The 16,331-nt window shown below is 31.8% G+C and carries 17 protein-coding genes; all 17 read right to left on the reverse strand.

Features of this window, described 5'->3' with window-relative positions:
- Positions 1 to 60 precede the first annotated feature (60 nt).
- The 17 genes from trmD to DFR54_RS01135 all read right to left on the reverse strand — a co-directional run bounded on the left by trmD (position 61) and on the right by DFR54_RS01135 (position 16,331).
- On the reverse strand, positions 61 to 801 hold the full coding sequence (gene trmD, locus DFR54_RS01055) for a tRNA (guanosine(37)-N1)-methyltransferase TrmD (protein WP_114288536.1): 741 nt from the start codon (positions 799 to 801) through the stop codon (positions 61 to 63).
- A complete protein-coding gene (gene rimM / locus DFR54_RS01060; protein WP_114288537.1) occupies positions 801 to 1,322 on the reverse strand; it encodes a ribosome maturation factor RimM in 522 nt (173 codons plus the stop codon). The genes trmD and rimM overlap by 1 nt, the downstream gene beginning before the upstream one ends.
- 140 nt (positions 1,323 to 1,462) lie before the next feature.
- Positions 1,463 to 1,915: an ABC transporter substrate-binding protein gene (locus DFR54_RS01065; protein WP_114288538.1), complete on the reverse strand. Its 453-nt coding sequence runs from the start codon at positions 1,913 to 1,915 to the stop codon at positions 1,463 to 1,465.
- 114 nt (positions 1,916 to 2,029) lie between these two features.
- Entirely contained in the window at positions 2,030 to 2,275 is a 246-nt protein-coding gene (locus tag DFR54_RS01070) for a KH domain-containing protein (protein ID WP_086342966.1), read from the reverse strand.
- Between the two features lie 13 nt (positions 2,276 to 2,288).
- Complete coding sequence (gene rpsP, locus DFR54_RS01075) at positions 2,289 to 2,564, reverse strand: 30S ribosomal protein S16 (protein ID WP_086342965.1); 276 nt, start codon at positions 2,562 to 2,564, stop codon at positions 2,289 to 2,291.
- Between the two features lie 97 nt (positions 2,565 to 2,661).
- On the reverse strand, positions 2,662 to 3,543 hold the full coding sequence (locus DFR54_RS01080) for an ABC transporter ATP-binding protein (RefSeq protein WP_114288539.1): 882 nt from the start codon (positions 3,541 to 3,543) through the stop codon (positions 2,662 to 2,664).
- Between the two features lie 13 nt (positions 3,544 to 3,556).
- Positions 3,557 to 4,732, reverse strand: a complete 1,176-nt coding sequence (locus DFR54_RS01085; protein WP_114288540.1) for a hypothetical protein — start codon at positions 4,730 to 4,732, stop codon at positions 3,557 to 3,559.
- Positions 4,732 to 5,838: a hypothetical protein gene (locus DFR54_RS01090; protein ID WP_114288541.1), complete on the reverse strand. Its 1,107-nt coding sequence runs from the start codon at positions 5,836 to 5,838 to the stop codon at positions 4,732 to 4,734. Before DFR54_RS01090 ends, DFR54_RS01085 begins: the two co-directional genes overlap by 1 nt.
- A 101-nt stretch (positions 5,839 to 5,939) precedes the next feature.
- On the reverse strand, positions 5,940 to 6,623 hold the full coding sequence (locus DFR54_RS01095) for a response regulator transcription factor (RefSeq protein ID WP_346243190.1): 684 nt from the start codon (positions 6,621 to 6,623) through the stop codon (positions 5,940 to 5,942).
- Between the two features lie 2 nt (positions 6,624 to 6,625).
- Entirely contained in the window at positions 6,626 to 7,090 is a 465-nt protein-coding gene (locus DFR54_RS01100) for a sensor histidine kinase (RefSeq protein ID WP_114288543.1), read from the reverse strand.
- 276 nt (positions 7,091 to 7,366) lie between these two features.
- Positions 7,367 to 8,647, reverse strand: coding sequence for a polysaccharide deacetylase family protein (locus tag DFR54_RS01105; RefSeq protein WP_114288544.1), 1,281 nt, complete (start codon positions 8,645 to 8,647; stop codon positions 7,367 to 7,369).
- A 25-nt stretch (positions 8,648 to 8,672) separates the two neighbouring features.
- Positions 8,673 to 10,133: an amidase gene (locus tag DFR54_RS01110; protein ID WP_114288545.1), complete on the reverse strand. Its 1,461-nt coding sequence runs from the start codon at positions 10,131 to 10,133 to the stop codon at positions 8,673 to 8,675.
- 135 nt (positions 10,134 to 10,268) lie between these two features.
- Positions 10,269 to 11,705 carry a signal recognition particle protein gene (gene ffh / locus DFR54_RS01115; protein ID WP_114288546.1) on the reverse strand — a complete coding sequence of 479 codons (1,437 nt, stop codon included), beginning with the start codon at positions 11,703 to 11,705 and terminating at the stop codon, positions 10,269 to 10,271.
- Between the two features lie 12 nt (positions 11,706 to 11,717).
- Positions 11,718 to 12,059: a putative DNA-binding protein gene (locus DFR54_RS01120; protein ID WP_114288547.1), complete on the reverse strand. Its 342-nt coding sequence runs from the start codon at positions 12,057 to 12,059 to the stop codon at positions 11,718 to 11,720.
- A 100-nt stretch (positions 12,060 to 12,159) separates the two neighbouring features.
- A complete protein-coding gene (locus DFR54_RS01125) occupies positions 12,160 to 13,695 on the reverse strand; it encodes a HAMP domain-containing sensor histidine kinase (protein ID WP_114288548.1) in 1,536 nt (511 codons plus the stop codon).
- Positions 13,696 to 13,697: 2 nt separating this feature from the next.
- Positions 13,698 to 14,387, reverse strand: a complete 690-nt coding sequence (locus tag DFR54_RS01130) for a response regulator transcription factor (protein WP_086342952.1) — start codon at positions 14,385 to 14,387, stop codon at positions 13,698 to 13,700.
- Positions 14,388 to 14,546: 159 nt separating this feature from the next.
- Complete coding sequence (locus tag DFR54_RS01135; protein WP_114288549.1) at positions 14,547 to 16,331, reverse strand: ABC transporter ATP-binding protein; 1,785 nt, start codon at positions 16,329 to 16,331, stop codon at positions 14,547 to 14,549.

Here is a 16,331-nt window from a genome sequence, read left to right on the forward strand (position 1 = left end):
TGATATTCACTCACTGAAATAGTTTAACACATAAAAAATCAGGTGTAAAGCTCTTTTTCTTTACATTCCTTCTTCTTTTTTAACTTCTGCTAATAAGCGAGTCATCTCATCTGTCATCTCTAATTTTTCTAACATATCTGGTCGTCTAAGTAAGGTTCTTCTTAGAGATTCTTTTAGTTGCCACTCTTCAATCAGTTTATGATTACCATTGGTTAATACATGAGGAACTTCCATGCCTTCATAATCAGCTGGCCTTGTATATTGGGGATGTTCTAAGAGACCTGTTGAATGAGAATCTCCAATTGCAGATTCATTATTGCCTAAAACTTCTGGTAATAAACGTACTGTGGCATCAATCATTGTCATAGCACCTAATTCACCACCAGTTAAAACATAATCTCCTAATGACACTTCATCAGTAACTAGACTTCTAATTCGCTCATCATAGCCTTCATAATGACCACAAATAAAGACCAAATGCTCTTCTTCAGAAAATTCTTCAGCCATTTTTTGATTAAAAGGTTTGCCAGCTGGATCAAGTAAAATCACACGTTGATTTGCATGAGCTACTTCTTCTTGAATCGCTTTTAACCCATCATGAATTGGTTGGACTTTTAGTAACATCCCAGCCCCTCCACCGTAAGGATAATCATCCACTTGCTTATGTTTATTAGTAGAAAAATCTCTAAAATTACTCACTTTAACTTCAAGTAACCCTTTATCAATGGCTTTCCCTAAAATAGACTCTGTTAATGGACCTTCAAACATTCTTGGGAATAGTGTTAATACATCAATTCTCATTAGTCAATCAACCCTTCAGGTATTTCAACGTCAACACGATTATTCTCTACATCTACAGATTTAACCACTGATTCAATATAAGGGATTAAAATGTCTTTAGCACCCTTTTTATTTTGACCAATTACCCATACGTCATTTGCTCCTGGTGAAAGGATTTCTTTAATCGTACCAAGTAATTGTCCCTCTTCATCATAAACTTCTAAACCAATAATTTCATGATAATAAAAAGCATTTTCTTCTAACTCGCCAATCTCTTCTTTTGAAATTTTTAAAATACCATCACGATATTTTTCAACATCATTAATATTAGGATGACCTTCAAAACTAACGATATCAAAGTTTTTATGCTTACGATGACTTTTAATAATTAATGATATTGGCTTTTTATTTTCTTGGAATAAAAATAATTCATTTCCTTTTTTGTATCGTTCATTTGAAAAGTCTGTTTTAGAGATAACTCTAACTTCACCTTTAATTCCTTGGGTATTTACAATTTTTCCTACATTTAAATATTCTGTCACTTAAATAATCTCCTCTTCATCTAAAATGTCTTTCTCATTGTATCATTGAACCGAAAAAGTGTCATTTAAATTACTACAAATCTAGTTACTTTTAACATAAAAAAGAACCATAAAATCGAAATTTTATGATTCTTAAAAAATTAGTTTATCGGTTTAATACTTCTAATTGAACTACCAGAAATTTGTGGTGGAATTGAGAATGTCATTTGAGCTGGTGTGTTGATGACAAATTCAAGTTCATCCCCAACTTCTAAATCTTCAGGATCAAAATCTTTTAATGTTTCAACATCTACCATTAACGTCACACCACTTGCATTAAATGTATCGATTAATTTATCAGGATCTTCGATTGCTTCGACAGTAGCAAAGTGTAGACTAACTGTTTCTTCATCTAAAACAGGAATTTCACCTATTTTACCTTTAAATGTAGCAGTTTCACCCTCAGCTTGAGCTTCTTTAGTTGAACTTTTAGTCTCTACTGTTTTAGATGATTCAGCTGTAGACTCACTCGTTCCATCTTTTTTTTTGTTTCCACATGCAGCTAAAGTTAAGCTTAATAGTACTATGCTCGTTACTAATAATCTTTTTTTCATAACTTTCACCTATTTTCTTTTTATTATAATTCAATTCTAAACGAATTTTTTCTTTTCGTAAATGAAAACTAAAGTTATTTAATAAAAAAACACATAGTATAAAAACTATGTGTTTTAATTCCCATCTAAAATATTCAAACGAACTTTTTTTGGTTCTTTTGTACGTACACTGTAGACAATTGTTCGAATTGCTTTTGCTACTCTACCTTGCTTACCGATAATACGTCCTATATCCTCAGGGGCAACTGTTAAGTTGTATTCCATGAATTGATCACCTTCAGTAATCTCTAAATGGACATTTTCAGGTTGACTAACTAACGGACGGACAATGGTTAATACCAAATCTTTAACATCAGTCATTCAGAGTCCCACCTTACTTTTTAGTGTATTTAGCTTCGTGATGTTTTTGCATAATTCCTTCACGAGATAAAATGTTACGAACTGTGTCAGAAGGTTGAGCACCTTGTGATAACCAGTTTAAGATTTCTTCTTCTTTTACTGTAACTTGAGCAGGGTTAGTTAATGGGTTGTATGTTCCCACAACTTCGATGTAACGTCCATCACGTGGTGAACGAGAATCTGCTACTACCATTCTGTAAAAAGGTTTCTTTTTAGAACCCATGCGTTTTAAACGAATTTTAACTGCCATTTATTGGCACCTCCAGATATATTTCTTAATCACAAGAGATATCATAACAGTTTTTTTTGAGGTTGTAAAGTGTTTTTTCTTTACAGCTTAAATTTTATTAAAATTTCAATTGATAGCTATCTGTTAAGCTCAAATGTCCCACTGAAAACTCTAACATATCAGCTGCTATTAATTTTTCTAAAGCTTTTGTTATCTGTTCTTTTTCTTCTACTCTAACAACTAAGCCATGTTCGTTTAAAGAAACAAGGTATTTATCTGGAAATAACTCTGTTGCCTCTTCTAAAGAAATACCCTTTAATCTGATATATGTGGACTCATCTGCATAGCCTTGCTTTTTATCAAGAAATAACTCTAGTACACCACCAAAAAGAAAAAAGATTCGATTTGAATATTTTTCTAAATTTTCTAAAAGATGGGAAGCAATTACTATTGTTTTCCCCTCATCTCGTTTTTTGATAATAACTTTTGAGATCAATTCTACATTATTTGGATCGAGTCCATTCATCACTTCATCCATTAGCATAATTTTCGTATCACTCACCATCTGCATGGCAAAACATAATCGTTGTTTCATTCCTAAAGAATAATCAGATACTTTTTTCTTAACATAATGACCCATTTCGAGTTCTTTAATCACATCATCTACAGATATATTTTTTCGTTTATACATATCTTGATACATTTTCAAATGATCATAACCTGATAAATGAGGGTATAAATCATTTTGATCTGGCATCATGGATATGTCTTGGTAAATACGGCTATTTTCTTTTGGACCTTTGTATTTTTTACTCCCTTCAATCACTACTTCCCCTGATTGTGGTTTTAAATAATTCATCATCACATTTAGTAAGGTGCTTTTTCCTGTTCCATTTGGAGCAACTAAACCGATAACTTCTCCTGATTCAAAAGTTTCATTCAAATTTCTTAGTACATGATGTTTACCAAAGCTCACGTTGATATTTTTTAATTCAATCATCTTTTTTCTCCTTTTACAGTAACTTTTTGAATCGGCTATGTAAGGCTAAAATAATAACCAAGACAAGTAGACAAACACTGACAGTCATAACTCCAGACTGAAAATTCAAATTAACATCGGCCCAGAAAAATCCTTTATGACCTGTTAAGACATCTCCCACTCTAACGTAACTAGTTGGAAAATACGTTATGGTATGAATGTCTCCGTAACCAAAACGATTATAAAGTAACTCTAAAAATGGTAAACTGACTGTTAAAATTAATAAAAAATAAGCATTTTTTATCCAAATTCCTAAAATTAAATTAATACAAATAGCAACAGCTACTAGTAAAGTAATTAAAATAAAGGCTTGTAATAAATAAGTCCCAAGATGGATGTTTTTAAACATTAAGTCGGTAATAAGAGGCATATGCTCTTTATAATAACTAACAGGAATTGGTATATTTAAACGTCCAAATCCATTACTTAAACCAATACCAATAAAGCCAACACTTAGAGGAATTAAACTGACAAAAACACCAAGTGAAGCAACTAAAAACTTCACCATTATTTTTTTGCCATCACTTAAAGGCATCCCTTTTAACAAACTTTTGTGCCCTCGATCTTTTGCTATCATATCCATAGAAAAAACTAACCCTAAAATAATAAACATCACAGGTAATAAATAATTAAGGGCTCTAACTAAAGCATGAGCTGCTGTTTTTTCATTGATCAAAGATAAATCAATCTCTCTTTTACCTTCAGAATAACCTAACAACTTATGGCTGGTTGCCATTCTTTCGTAAAATCCTTCTTCACTAGCATAGATGTTGCCATCCTTAAAATATAGTGGGCTAAAATCTGTACCAAAATAATACCACTCACTTCTAATCTTAGCTAATTCACGATAATCTTTTTTCTCAAGAGCATTTAATTGTGCGTGCTCATTTTCTACAAGTGGTGTGAACAAGGCTACTGCCCCTAAAGTATCAGGATGAGTTTCTCCTTCTAAGTTAACATTTGCTAAAAAGTCATCCTTTGTATCAACACTTGCTTGTAATTTTTCTTTAGACACTGTTTCAATTGCTTGATAATTATTATCTATTTGAATCCAATAAAATAAAGAAAAGAAAAGTAATAGCAAATAAATAGCTAAGTTTTTACGATTTGTAAAAAATTCTCGGCATTCCCATTTAAAATATGCTGTCATTAGCCTCTCACTCCTTTCAAACCACGTTTACTAATTAAGGAAGTCAGAAAACCTAAAATAACACTAGCAACTACTAAATAAACTGCTCCAAATACTGGATTCAATAAGGTTGTTGTATCTGTTAAGTAATGACCATTAAATAAGTAACTTGGAATAATAAACGAGCCTAAATACCAAGGTGCTTGGCTAATAAATCCAGGCAATAAAATTGTTAAAGCATAAATGATTAGTTCAATAATTAAAGTTAAGTAGAAATTTTTTACGATAATATTTAAGAAAACTGACAAAATAAAAACAAATAGAAATAAAATAGATAAATAGACAAAGTACAGTCCTATAATTTTCCAATTAGCTAGAATGGAAAAATTAACTAGCTGAATCACATTAACTTGATTCAAATCATTCATCGGATTACCTAAAATTTGTGTCAATAAAAAGCTAACTCCTAAAGTGGAGGTAAAACTAATGACAAAGAATATATATAACACACTAATTTTAGTTAGCATACGCTTCATAAAAGTCTTAGGTTGACCTTTGATAAGGGAGCTATGCTCATACTCATCCTCTAAGACATTCGCTGTTAAAAAGGCACAGATTGGAAACCAAACAACACCTAAAATGGTTAGGAATAATAAAGTTAAACTCCCAAAAGTTTCTGGTTTTAAAATAACTTCTTGCTCATTATCAATTAAATGATTATAAAAAGCTTCTTCTTTAAGTGTTTCTGTTATATTTGGTTGTAAAATTTTAATAGAATCTGTAAAGTCTTTTTCTTTTCTAATTTCCAGTCTTAACTGATTTAATTCTTGACCTGTTTCTATATATTTTTTTGGTTGTTCAAATAAAACACTGTTTAATTGTCTTGCTAAAATTGATTTTTGTAATAATAAATTTTGATAGACTGGTGTTCCCTCATCACTATTAACAACTTGGAAAGACAACAGACTAGCTGTAACTTGTAAGGCTTCACTTTTATTTTTCAATTCAAAGGTTTGATACTTATCAGTGTGAACATAAGTAAATAATACTGACATTAGCAAACAACCTAAGAGCATAAAAAGAATATTAAGCGGTCTTTTGACAGCTCTTCTAAACTCCTCTTTCATCATAACTCCCCCAATTCTTGGAACTCTCTCCTTTGTATCTTATCAAATATTAATAATTCTTTAAACAAAATAAAAAAAATAAGCACAAAAACGTACTTATTTTAGTCTTTTTCACTCATTCGGTAGCCAACACCAATTTCAGTCTGAATATATTCAGGTTCTACGGGATTTTTTTCTATTTTTTTTCGTAAGTTAGACATATTCACTCGTAAAGTCAGTGGATTCATACTTCCCATTCCCCACACTGCTTTTGATAAAAAATCATGGGTTAACACTTTACCTTTGTTTTCCATTAAAATTTTCATTAAAAGGTATTCATTTTTAGTTAGATGAATCGACTCATTATTAAGTTTAACTTCTCTCTTATCTATATCCAGACTTAAATTTCCATTAATAAGTGTAGTACTCTCATTTTTTTGTTGACCTCGTTTAAAATGTCTAGTTGTTGTTCTAATTCTTGTTAGAAGCTCACCACTACCAAAGGGTTTTGTTAGATAATCATCTGCATCTAAATCTAGAGCTTTAATTTTAGTCTCTTCATCAGATCTTGCTGAGATAACAATAATTGGGACATCACTAGTTTTTCTAAAGGTTTCTAAAAAAATTAACCCGTCTTTATCTGGTAATCCTAAATCAAGTAAAATTAATTCTACAGGATATGTTCTAAGCATCATCTCTGCTGATTCTACCGTTGCTGCATGAAGTAATTCATAGTTTTCACTCTTTAGAAGTGGCTTTAAAAATTCGAGGATACGCTCATCATCCTCAACTAATAAAATTAACAAGTTTATCCTCTCCTTCTTCTTAATTCAATAACCACATCAATTTCATCATCATGTGTTTCTGCAACATAAATCAAGCCATTGTGAGCTGTAATAATTGTTTTAACGATTGAAAGACCGATTCCTAACCCTTTTTTAGAGTCAATTACTTCGTCTTTTTCTTTGTTTTCAAATAAGGAGTGAAGTAATTTAACATCTTCCCCGCTTCCTTTGTTAATCACATGAATCCGTGTCATTTGATTTTTTTCTTCAACTTTTAATTGAATCATCTGATTTTTATCCCCATATCTGACACTGTTTTCAAGTAAGTTAAAGATAACTTGCTCCATTAAAATGGCATCTACTTGAACAAGAACTAAATCCTTCGGTAATTCAACTTTAAGATTAATCTCAGGATAATATTTTTTAATTCTTGAAACAGCTGCTGATAAAATATCATCTAATACTTCCTCTGATTTTCTAACTTCCATCTTCTGTGTATCAATCCGAGTATCGGTATTGATGTTAATAATAGAAAACTAAAAAATAAAAGCATAATCCATGTAAAGGACATCATTTTTTATCCCCCAAAAACAATTCATAAAATAAATAAGCTAACGTTATAACCGCAATCATAGCAATGATAATAATCACAATAATTCCTCCCTTTTAATGAGTAAATGAAGTATAGCAAAATCGGTATAAAGATAGTGTTAAGAAAAATAGGACAAAAAAGAAGCCTACATTTTAGTAGACTTCTTGATTTTTTATTCTCTCGCTTTCTCATCTATAACATCTTTTGTATTAAAAAAAGCATTTAAGACTGTGTTTTCACCTGTTAATTCAGATTCAAATCGAATACCATCTACATTAATTCGTGAGTTACGATAAAATTCATTATCAAATTGCCCCCAAGAACTTTGAGTAGCATCAACATTACAATAGATATCAAAACCTTGCTCTTTTAAATACGCAAATTTTTTATTTTCATCTTCTTCATATGGTAACCAATCATTAATGTCTGCTCCAAAAGGATAAACAAAGACTGAGGTTTTTCCAACAATCGGTGCAACTTCCTCTTGCCATAACTGATTGTCTCTTTGAATATCTTCTAAAGTTGATTTACCCATATCAATGTGTCCCCAGGAATGGGAAGCAAACGTCCAACCTGTAGCTTTCATTTTCTCGGCTACTTTTATAGCTTCTTCTTTTTCTTCCTTAGTTTTTTCATTATCACCATAAACTGATGGTGAGGTTCTATAACCTAGTACACCATTATAGCCTGTTAAAGCTATCATTCCCTTAGCTCCTTGATAAGAAAAATCTGGATGCTCTTTTACGAAACTGTCAATCAATGGGATCATATCAAAATCTCCAATTTCTTGATTGCCATTATCTGAATAGAGATTTTTAACCTCTTGATTAGTATCTAAAACTAACTTATCAGGAAATCCCTCCCCAGTCATATATTCATAATAGCTAACATCATCTTGAGATAGCACTAAAGGCTTTTTATTTTGAGGTAAATTAACACCTACAAATTCTAGCTCATTATTACTATTCTTTTGAACGAGTTTTTCTAAACTAACTAACACATAACCATTTTTATATAATTCTTCAATTGAATGATTAAACTCTTCAATGGTTACCATGTAATCTTTATAACCTTGTCCATTTTGAGCTGAACCGAAAGCTTTTTTAGAATCTTTGATTAAACTATGAAAAAACAAATGGGGGATTTTCCCTGGATCATCCCAGTGGACACTTGTTTTAATCAATTCATTAATTCTCGCTTTTAATTCCGTTGCTTTTTCTGAGCTGTCCGTTTCTAATAACTCTAAAGCTTTGTCGTAATAGTAACCAGAAACTAATTCATTCGCTTGGTCTAAATTGGTTTCATTCGGTTTTAGTATCACTTCTTCTTTCTCTGCAAGACTTGACTCTTTATTTTTAACGATCTTTACAGCTAAAAAAGAAGAGACACTCACTACAACTAAAAGCAACACAGTTAATAATAAATAAATAACTTGTTTTTCTTTTTGTGTCATGAGTTCTCCTCCTTTTCATAAAATGTTAATATCTTTTATAAATACTTGGAATCATTAATTTTTTTAAATCTTCAAACCATTGGCCAACTTCTAATAATAAACGGTCATTTCCTCTGTTAGCCATTAATTGAACACCTATTGGCAAGCCTTCATTTTTAGTCACATAAGTTGGTAGACTAATAGCTGGTTGGCCAGTAAGATTGGCTAATTGTGTGTATGGTGTAATCCATAAACTTTTTTCAAACATATCATAAACTAATTCTTCTAGTTCAGCTTTATTTAAATGTTCTGCTTGAAGCATTTTTTCTCTAATTTCGTCACTTTGAAGATCATCAGTAATTTTAGGAGCAATCGTTGTAGCTGTTGGTGATAAAAATAAATCATAAGTTTCAAATAATTTCTCCATGGTAACACCGGCCTGATCCCAACTTGAGAAGGTTTTAGAGTATTCACTAGCTGAGAGTCTTTTACCGTATTGGTAAATCGTCCAAGTCATTAACTCCATGTCATCAATAGTCATTTCACGATTAAAAGCTTCTTCCATCTCTTCAAACATAGCTGCCGTTTCGCCGCCATTCATTTTGTAATAACTTCTAATCAACTCATCTCCATTAACAGGATAATCAATCATCTCTACTCGATGTCCTAATTTTTCAATAAATTTTGCAGCTTCCATAACCGCTTCAATAGCCTCATCACTAACAGGATTACCAACAGGTGACGTAAAGCAAACGGCTATCTTTAAAGGTCTGTTAACAACAGGTAGCATAGCATTTGGTCTATTGTACGGGGAATACTGGTTATCTGGTTTTAAAACATTTAACATTTTTTGGGTATCTCGAATGGAAATACTTAAAGCAAAATTCACTGACGCCCCTTGCCAACTACGGTAATCATCTGGACCTGTTATAATCATGCCTCGACTAGGTTTTAAACCAATTAAGCCAGTAAAACTTGCAGGAATTCTAATTGAACCACCACCATCACTAGCACCAGCAATTGGCGAAATACCACTAGCAACAACAGATGCTGCTCCGCCACTACTACCACCTGAAAATCTTTCTTTATCAAGTGGGTTAAGTGTTGGACCATAAATTTGCGCATCTGTTACATTTTTAAAAGCAAATTCTGGTGAGGTTGTTACACCAAAAGGAATAAATCCTGCTTCTTCAATTTTTCTTGTATAGTCATTCGTTTGGTTCGCTTTATTTTTTTCAAATAACTTTGAACCAAATGTTTGAGCGAAACCTTTTTTACTTTGGCCAACATCCTTTAAAGGAAAAGGCACACCGTAAAAAGGAAGATGCTCTATATCACTTTTTTTCTTGTTTTTTAACTCTTTTTTTGCTTTTTCAATATCAAGTTCGACAAATGCGTTTAAATCTTGATTTTCATTTGCGTTTCTTTGCATTTCTTCCAATGCCTCAATTGGAGACATCTCTTTATTCTTTATTAAATTAGCAATATATGTTGCATCCTTAATCATAAAAAAACCTCCTAATGTCTATGCCTCTATCTAAACAATTTTTTTTATAAATAACAAGGGATATGACTCTTTTTTACAGTAACCCTACGATAAATAAGAAAAGGTTGACTATTTAATAAGCCAACCTTTTCTTATTTATTTTTTCTTTTTATTTTTCTTTTTATTCTTATTCATTTTTTTCTTATTTTTCTTAATCATCTTATTCATGGCCATTTTCCCAAGTTTTCCTTGAACGCCATTACCCATAAGATTTTCCATACCAGCTGGCATATTTCCTTTACTCATTTGTTGCATCATTTTACGTGATTCGTTAAATTGTTTAATCATACGATTCACTTCTACAACTGAATTTCCAGAACCAGCAGCAATACGACGACGACGACTAGGGTTTAATAATTCTGGATTTTCACGTTCTTGTGGTGTCATTGAAAAGACAATCGCTTTTTTACGAGCCACATCTTTTGGATCAATATTAATTTGATCAAGACCTGGCATATTATTCATTCCAGGGATCATTTTTAATAAATCCTCTAAAGGTCCCATTCCCATAACTTGATCAAGTTGCTCTATAAAGTCATTGAAGTCAAAGGAATTTTCGCGCATTTTTTGTGCTAATTCTTCTGCTTTTTCTTCATCGTACTCTTGTTGAGCTTTTTCGATTAAAGTTAACATATCTCCCATACCTAAAATACGAGAAGACATACGATCTGGATGGAATACCTCTACATCAGTTAATTTTTCACCTGTACCGATAAATTTAATTGGTTTTCCTGTAATGGCACGAATTGATAGAGCCGCACCACCACGAGTATCACCATCTAATTTAGTTAAAACAACCCCTGTTACATCTAATTGCTCATCAAAGCTTTGAGCAACTGTAACAGCATCTTGCCCAGTCATAGCATCAACTGTTAAAAGAATTTCATTAGGCTGTGCAAATTCTTTAATGCGTTTTAATTCATCCATTAAGTGCTCGTCAATATGCAAGCGACCCGCCGTATCAATAAATACATAATCGTTTTTATTTTCTTTTGCTTGTTCTAAACCACGGCGCACAATTTCAACTGGGTCTGTATCTGTTCCCATATCAAATATAGGAATATCAAGTTGCTGACCAATTACTTTTAACTGGTCAATGGCAGCAGGACGGTACACGTCTCCTGCGATTAATAAAGGTCTAGCATTTTCATTTTTCTTTAAAAAGTTAGATAATTTTCCTACAAAAGTAGTTTTACCCGCACCTTGTAAACCAACCATCATGACAATTGTTGGGATTTTTGGTGATTTATTTAAAGCAACAGCTTCTGAACCTAAAACTTTTGTTAACTCTTCATCAACAATTTTTACGATTTGTTGGGTTGGGTTTAAAGATTCTAAAATCTCAACACCAATAGATCTTTCTCCAACACGTTTGGTAAAACCACGAACAACTTGTAAGTTAACGTCGGCTTCTAAAAGAGCAAGACGTATCTCGCGCATCATTTCTTTTACGTCTTCTTCTTTCACCGTACCTTTTTTCTTTAATTTACTCATCGCTACCTGTAAGCGATCTGTTAAACTCTCAAATGCCAAATTAATTCTCTCCTACTCTTCTTCAATTTCTTGAATGTTTTCTAATAATTCGTTTATTTTTTGATTATTAAAGTCACTGTTTATCATTTCATTTTTGATTTCTTCAATGATTTCTTCACGAACAATGTAATTTGAATAAAGATGTAATTTTTTCTCATAAGTTTCTAGTAACTTTTCTGTTCTTTTAATATTGTCGTAAACGGCTTGTCTACTAACACCATATTCTTCAGAAATTTCTCCTAGAGATAAGTCATCACCGTAATAAAGTTCAATATAATTCATTTGCTTTTCTGTTAAAAGGGTTGAATAAAATTCAAACAGAGCATTCATTCGATTCGTTTTTTCTATTTCCATTTATTTCCCCTCCTTTTAATTACTTCAATAGTATAACATAATCGTATCCTAAATTTTACTAAAATAATTGAAAAAAGAGGTGACTTATCAGCCATCCTCCTTAATTTTTCTTGTTTTCAGTTTCAGTCTTTACCTCTTCTAATACTAAGGGTAGTGAAAAAGTAAATGCTGAGCCTTGCCCTTCAACACTTTTCACACTGATTTTACCATGATAGTTATCAACTAATTGATAGGCAATGGAGAGTCCTAATCCATTTCCACCAGTGTTTCTAGCACGTGCTTTATCTACACGATAGAATCTATCAAAGATTTTATCTAAGTTGTCTTTAGAGATTCCCTCACCAAAATCTTGAACCATAATATCAACTGACTCATGAGATTTCGAAAGAGAAATCAAAACTTCTTTTCTATCTGTCGAATATTTAACCGCATTATCTAGTAAAATAATTAAAATTTGTTCTAGATGATTTCGGTAAATCTTAATCTCAACGTCTTTCATTAAGTCATCATCTAAATTAAAGGTAAATTCTGGATACAACATTTGGAAATTACTCACATTGGTATGAACAACTTCTTTAGCCATTGTTGTTTTATCAGAATAATAGAGTTCAGATTGTTCAGCCCTTGATAAATCAAGCATTTCTTGAACTAAACTTTTCATACGTGTGATTTCTTGTAGTGAAGCCTCAAGAGATTCTGCTAAAACTTCTGGATCATCTTTCCCCCATCTATTTAACAGGCTAATATGTCCTTCAATCACAGCTACTGGCGTCCTAAGCTCATGAGAAACATCTTCTACAAATTGTTGCTGCTGTAAAATAAATTTCTGCATCCGCTCAAGCATGTCATTAAAAGCATTAGCTAAATCAGAGATTTCATCTTGTCTTCTTGGGACAGGCATTCTCTCTCCAGTTTTATGAGCTTCTTCAATACTGTATAATACTTTAGACATCTTTCTAAGAGGACTTGTAAAGTAACTAGATAATAAAAAGCCAAGTACTAAACTTAAGATAACTCCTATAATTTCTAAGAATATCAAAGTTTCAAGTAATTTATTACTAACATCAATATAACTACTTAATTCAAAAAAGCCTTGAGCATAACCTACTAACTCGCCTGTAACATTAGAATAAACAGGTTTTGTTAGAATCAAGCCAGATAAACTATTAACAGTTTGAATGTTAGTTTCTTGTTGTACTTCCTCATCAAATGGTAAGTAAGCATTTTTCGTTTCAAATAGTAATCTATGATCTACCCCATAAACTTTAGCGTTTAATTCTGGTTGCGATAACTCAGAAATAAAGCTATTTAATTGCATCAGACTTGCTTCTAAAGTTTCACGGTCATAATACTTATTACGATCAAAATTACCTGCTGATTCTTTTAAATAAAAAACGGTGCTATTTAGAGTTAAGGGATACTCAGAACGCGATAGACGGTTCTGAACTTCATCCATTGTTTGATTGAACTCACTTCTTTCTTGTTCAATCATAATCTGAGTACTTGTTTGATAAGTCATAAAAGCAAAGATAGTAAATAAAGTGGAAATTGCTAGGGCAGTTAAAATAGTCCACTTAAAAGTAATAGAGCGCCAAGAAAACTTAGTTGGCAGCTCTATCCATTTAAACAATTTCATTTTTAAGATCTCATTACATATCCAGTTCCACGGACAGTTTGAATGTAGCTATCCTCACCAGATACATCAATTTTATTTCTTAGGTAGCGGATATATACATCCACTACATTTGTTTCAACTTCGATTTCATAGCCCCAGACTTTATTCAGTAGGACATCGCGAGATAAAACAACATTAATATTTTCCATTAAAATTAATAATAGCTCATATTCACGTTTTGTTAATTCAATAATTTCTTCTCCACGACGAACAACACGGTTTTCTTTTTCAATCGTTAAATCGCGATAATTAATAGTTGTTTGTTTCGTAATGTTTTTGTCGCCTTCAATATCAATACGACGTAATAAAGCGCGTAATCTAGCTAATAATTCTTCAATTGCAAATGGCTTAACAATGTAATCATCTGCCCCGTGGTCTAATCCTGAAACACGGTCAATAACTGAGTCTCTAGCTGTCATCATAATTATTGGTGTGTTTTTAGATTGTCTAATTCTACGACAAACTTCAAGACCATTTAATTCTGGTAACATTAAGTCTAAAAGAATGGCATCCCAATCTCCTGAAAGAGCAGCTTCTAAGCCTGTTCTTCCATTATAATGGACTTCTGTTTCATATCCTTCATGCTTTAATTCTAATTCTACAAAGCGAGCTAAGTTCTTTTCATCCTCAACAATTAATATTCTATTTGACATAATTAACACATGCCTTTCTAAGTTGCCTATAATCTTTTTCTTATATCATAATCATTATAACTATAAACAATAAAAAAATCTATTGTGTAAGCCTTTTTTTTCATTTAATGAAGCTTATAAAAAAAGATATTCTAAAAAATTAGAATATCTTTCATCTTTCTATTCAAAAACAAATTGATTTTCATAAAGTTCTGCATAGAAGCCACGAGCCTCTAATAATTCTTCATGAGTTCCTTCTTCAATAACTTCACCTTGATTTAAAACAACGATGTAGTCTGCATTTAAAATAGTTTTCAAGCGGTGAGCAATCACAAAACTTGTTCGACCTTGAATAATATTTTCCATAGCTTTTTGAATACGACTTTCAGTAACAGTATCTACGTTACTTGTTGCCTCATCTAAAATTAGTAATGAAGGTTCTGTTAAGATTGTTCTAGCAATACTCATTAATTGTTTTTGTCCTACACTAAAGATACTATTTTCATCGTTAATTTCTGTGTCATATCCTTTTTCAAGGGACATGATGAAATCATGAATATTAGCTTGTTTAGCAGCAGATATCATTTCTTCTTCAGTTGCAAGTTCGTTACCAAAGACGATGTTCTCACGAATTGTACCAGAAAATAGTACTGACTCTTGAAGAACAATCCCAATATTAGAGCGTAGACTTGATAAAGAAATGTCTCGAATATCAACACCATCAATTTTAATGCTACCATTATCTACATTGTAGAAACGATTTAGAAGGTTCATAACTGTTGTTTTACCTGAGCCTGTTGGACCAACTAAAGCAACCATCTCACCTTTTTTAGCTTTTAAGTTAACTTGTTTTAAGATTGGTTTTTCTTTCTCATAAGAGAAATCAACATTTTCTAAAGCAACTTCTTGGTGAATGCCATTAATATCAATTGTATTTTCACGTTCAAACTCATCATCTACATCAAAGATTTCATTTAATCTTCTTGCACCTGTAAAGGCAAGTTGTAGCATACTAAATTGTGATGAAATTTGAGTTAATGGCATGTAAAATTGTTGTGAGTACTGAATAAACATAACAATCAAACCAAGTCCTGCTGCTTTATCCATGTCACCATTAAGAACTAACCAACCACCAAAGAAAATAACGATTGCTGTATTTAATAAAGAAATACCTTGCATTGTTGGAAATAAAAGACCTGAATAAACTTGTCCTTTAAATGTTGCTTGTTTAACTTCTTGGTTTAAGACTTCAAATCCATCAATTGTTTCGTCTTCTAAACCATTTGTTATGATTACTTTTTGACCAGAGATTTTTTCATTAATGTAACCATTTAATTTACCGACATTTTCTTGTTGAACAGCCACACTTTTTTCAGCTTGTTTAATAATAAAAGCTGCAATGATAATCGCAAAAGGCGCTGCTGCAAGTGTCGCCCAAGTCATTTGAACGTTAGCTCTAAACATCATGATTAAAACACCAATCATCATAGAAATATTCGTTAATACTTGAATTAAAGCTTGGTTCATCGTATTTGAAATATTATCTAAATCACTTGTAAAACGACTTAAAATTTCACCATCTTTATGAGTATCAAAATATGAAATCGTCATTTTTTCTAACTTTTTAAATAAATTAATACGCATATGGTTCGTTGATTTACCAGTTACCAGTGACATTAAAATATTTTGAATGAACATGGCAATCCAGTTTAATAGATATAGTCCAACAAGTAATTTAATGATACTAACAAAAGGACTCTTATCTGCTGAACCCATCGCCATATATGTTCCTGCATATTTAGCTAATTCTTCTATGGCTTTTCCTGTATATTCTGGTGCTTTTACTTGAAGGTAAGTTGAAAAAACAATTGCAATAGTGATAATACTTAACTGCCATTTATAGCCCTTTAAATAGTACCAAAAGAAACTAGTTACACTGTTTTTCTTTTTAGTTTGTTTAGCCAT

Source organism: Vagococcus fluvialis, assembly GCF_003337315.1.
Taxonomy (GTDB): Bacteria; Bacillota; Bacilli; order Lactobacillales; family Vagococcaceae; genus Vagococcus; species Vagococcus fluvialis.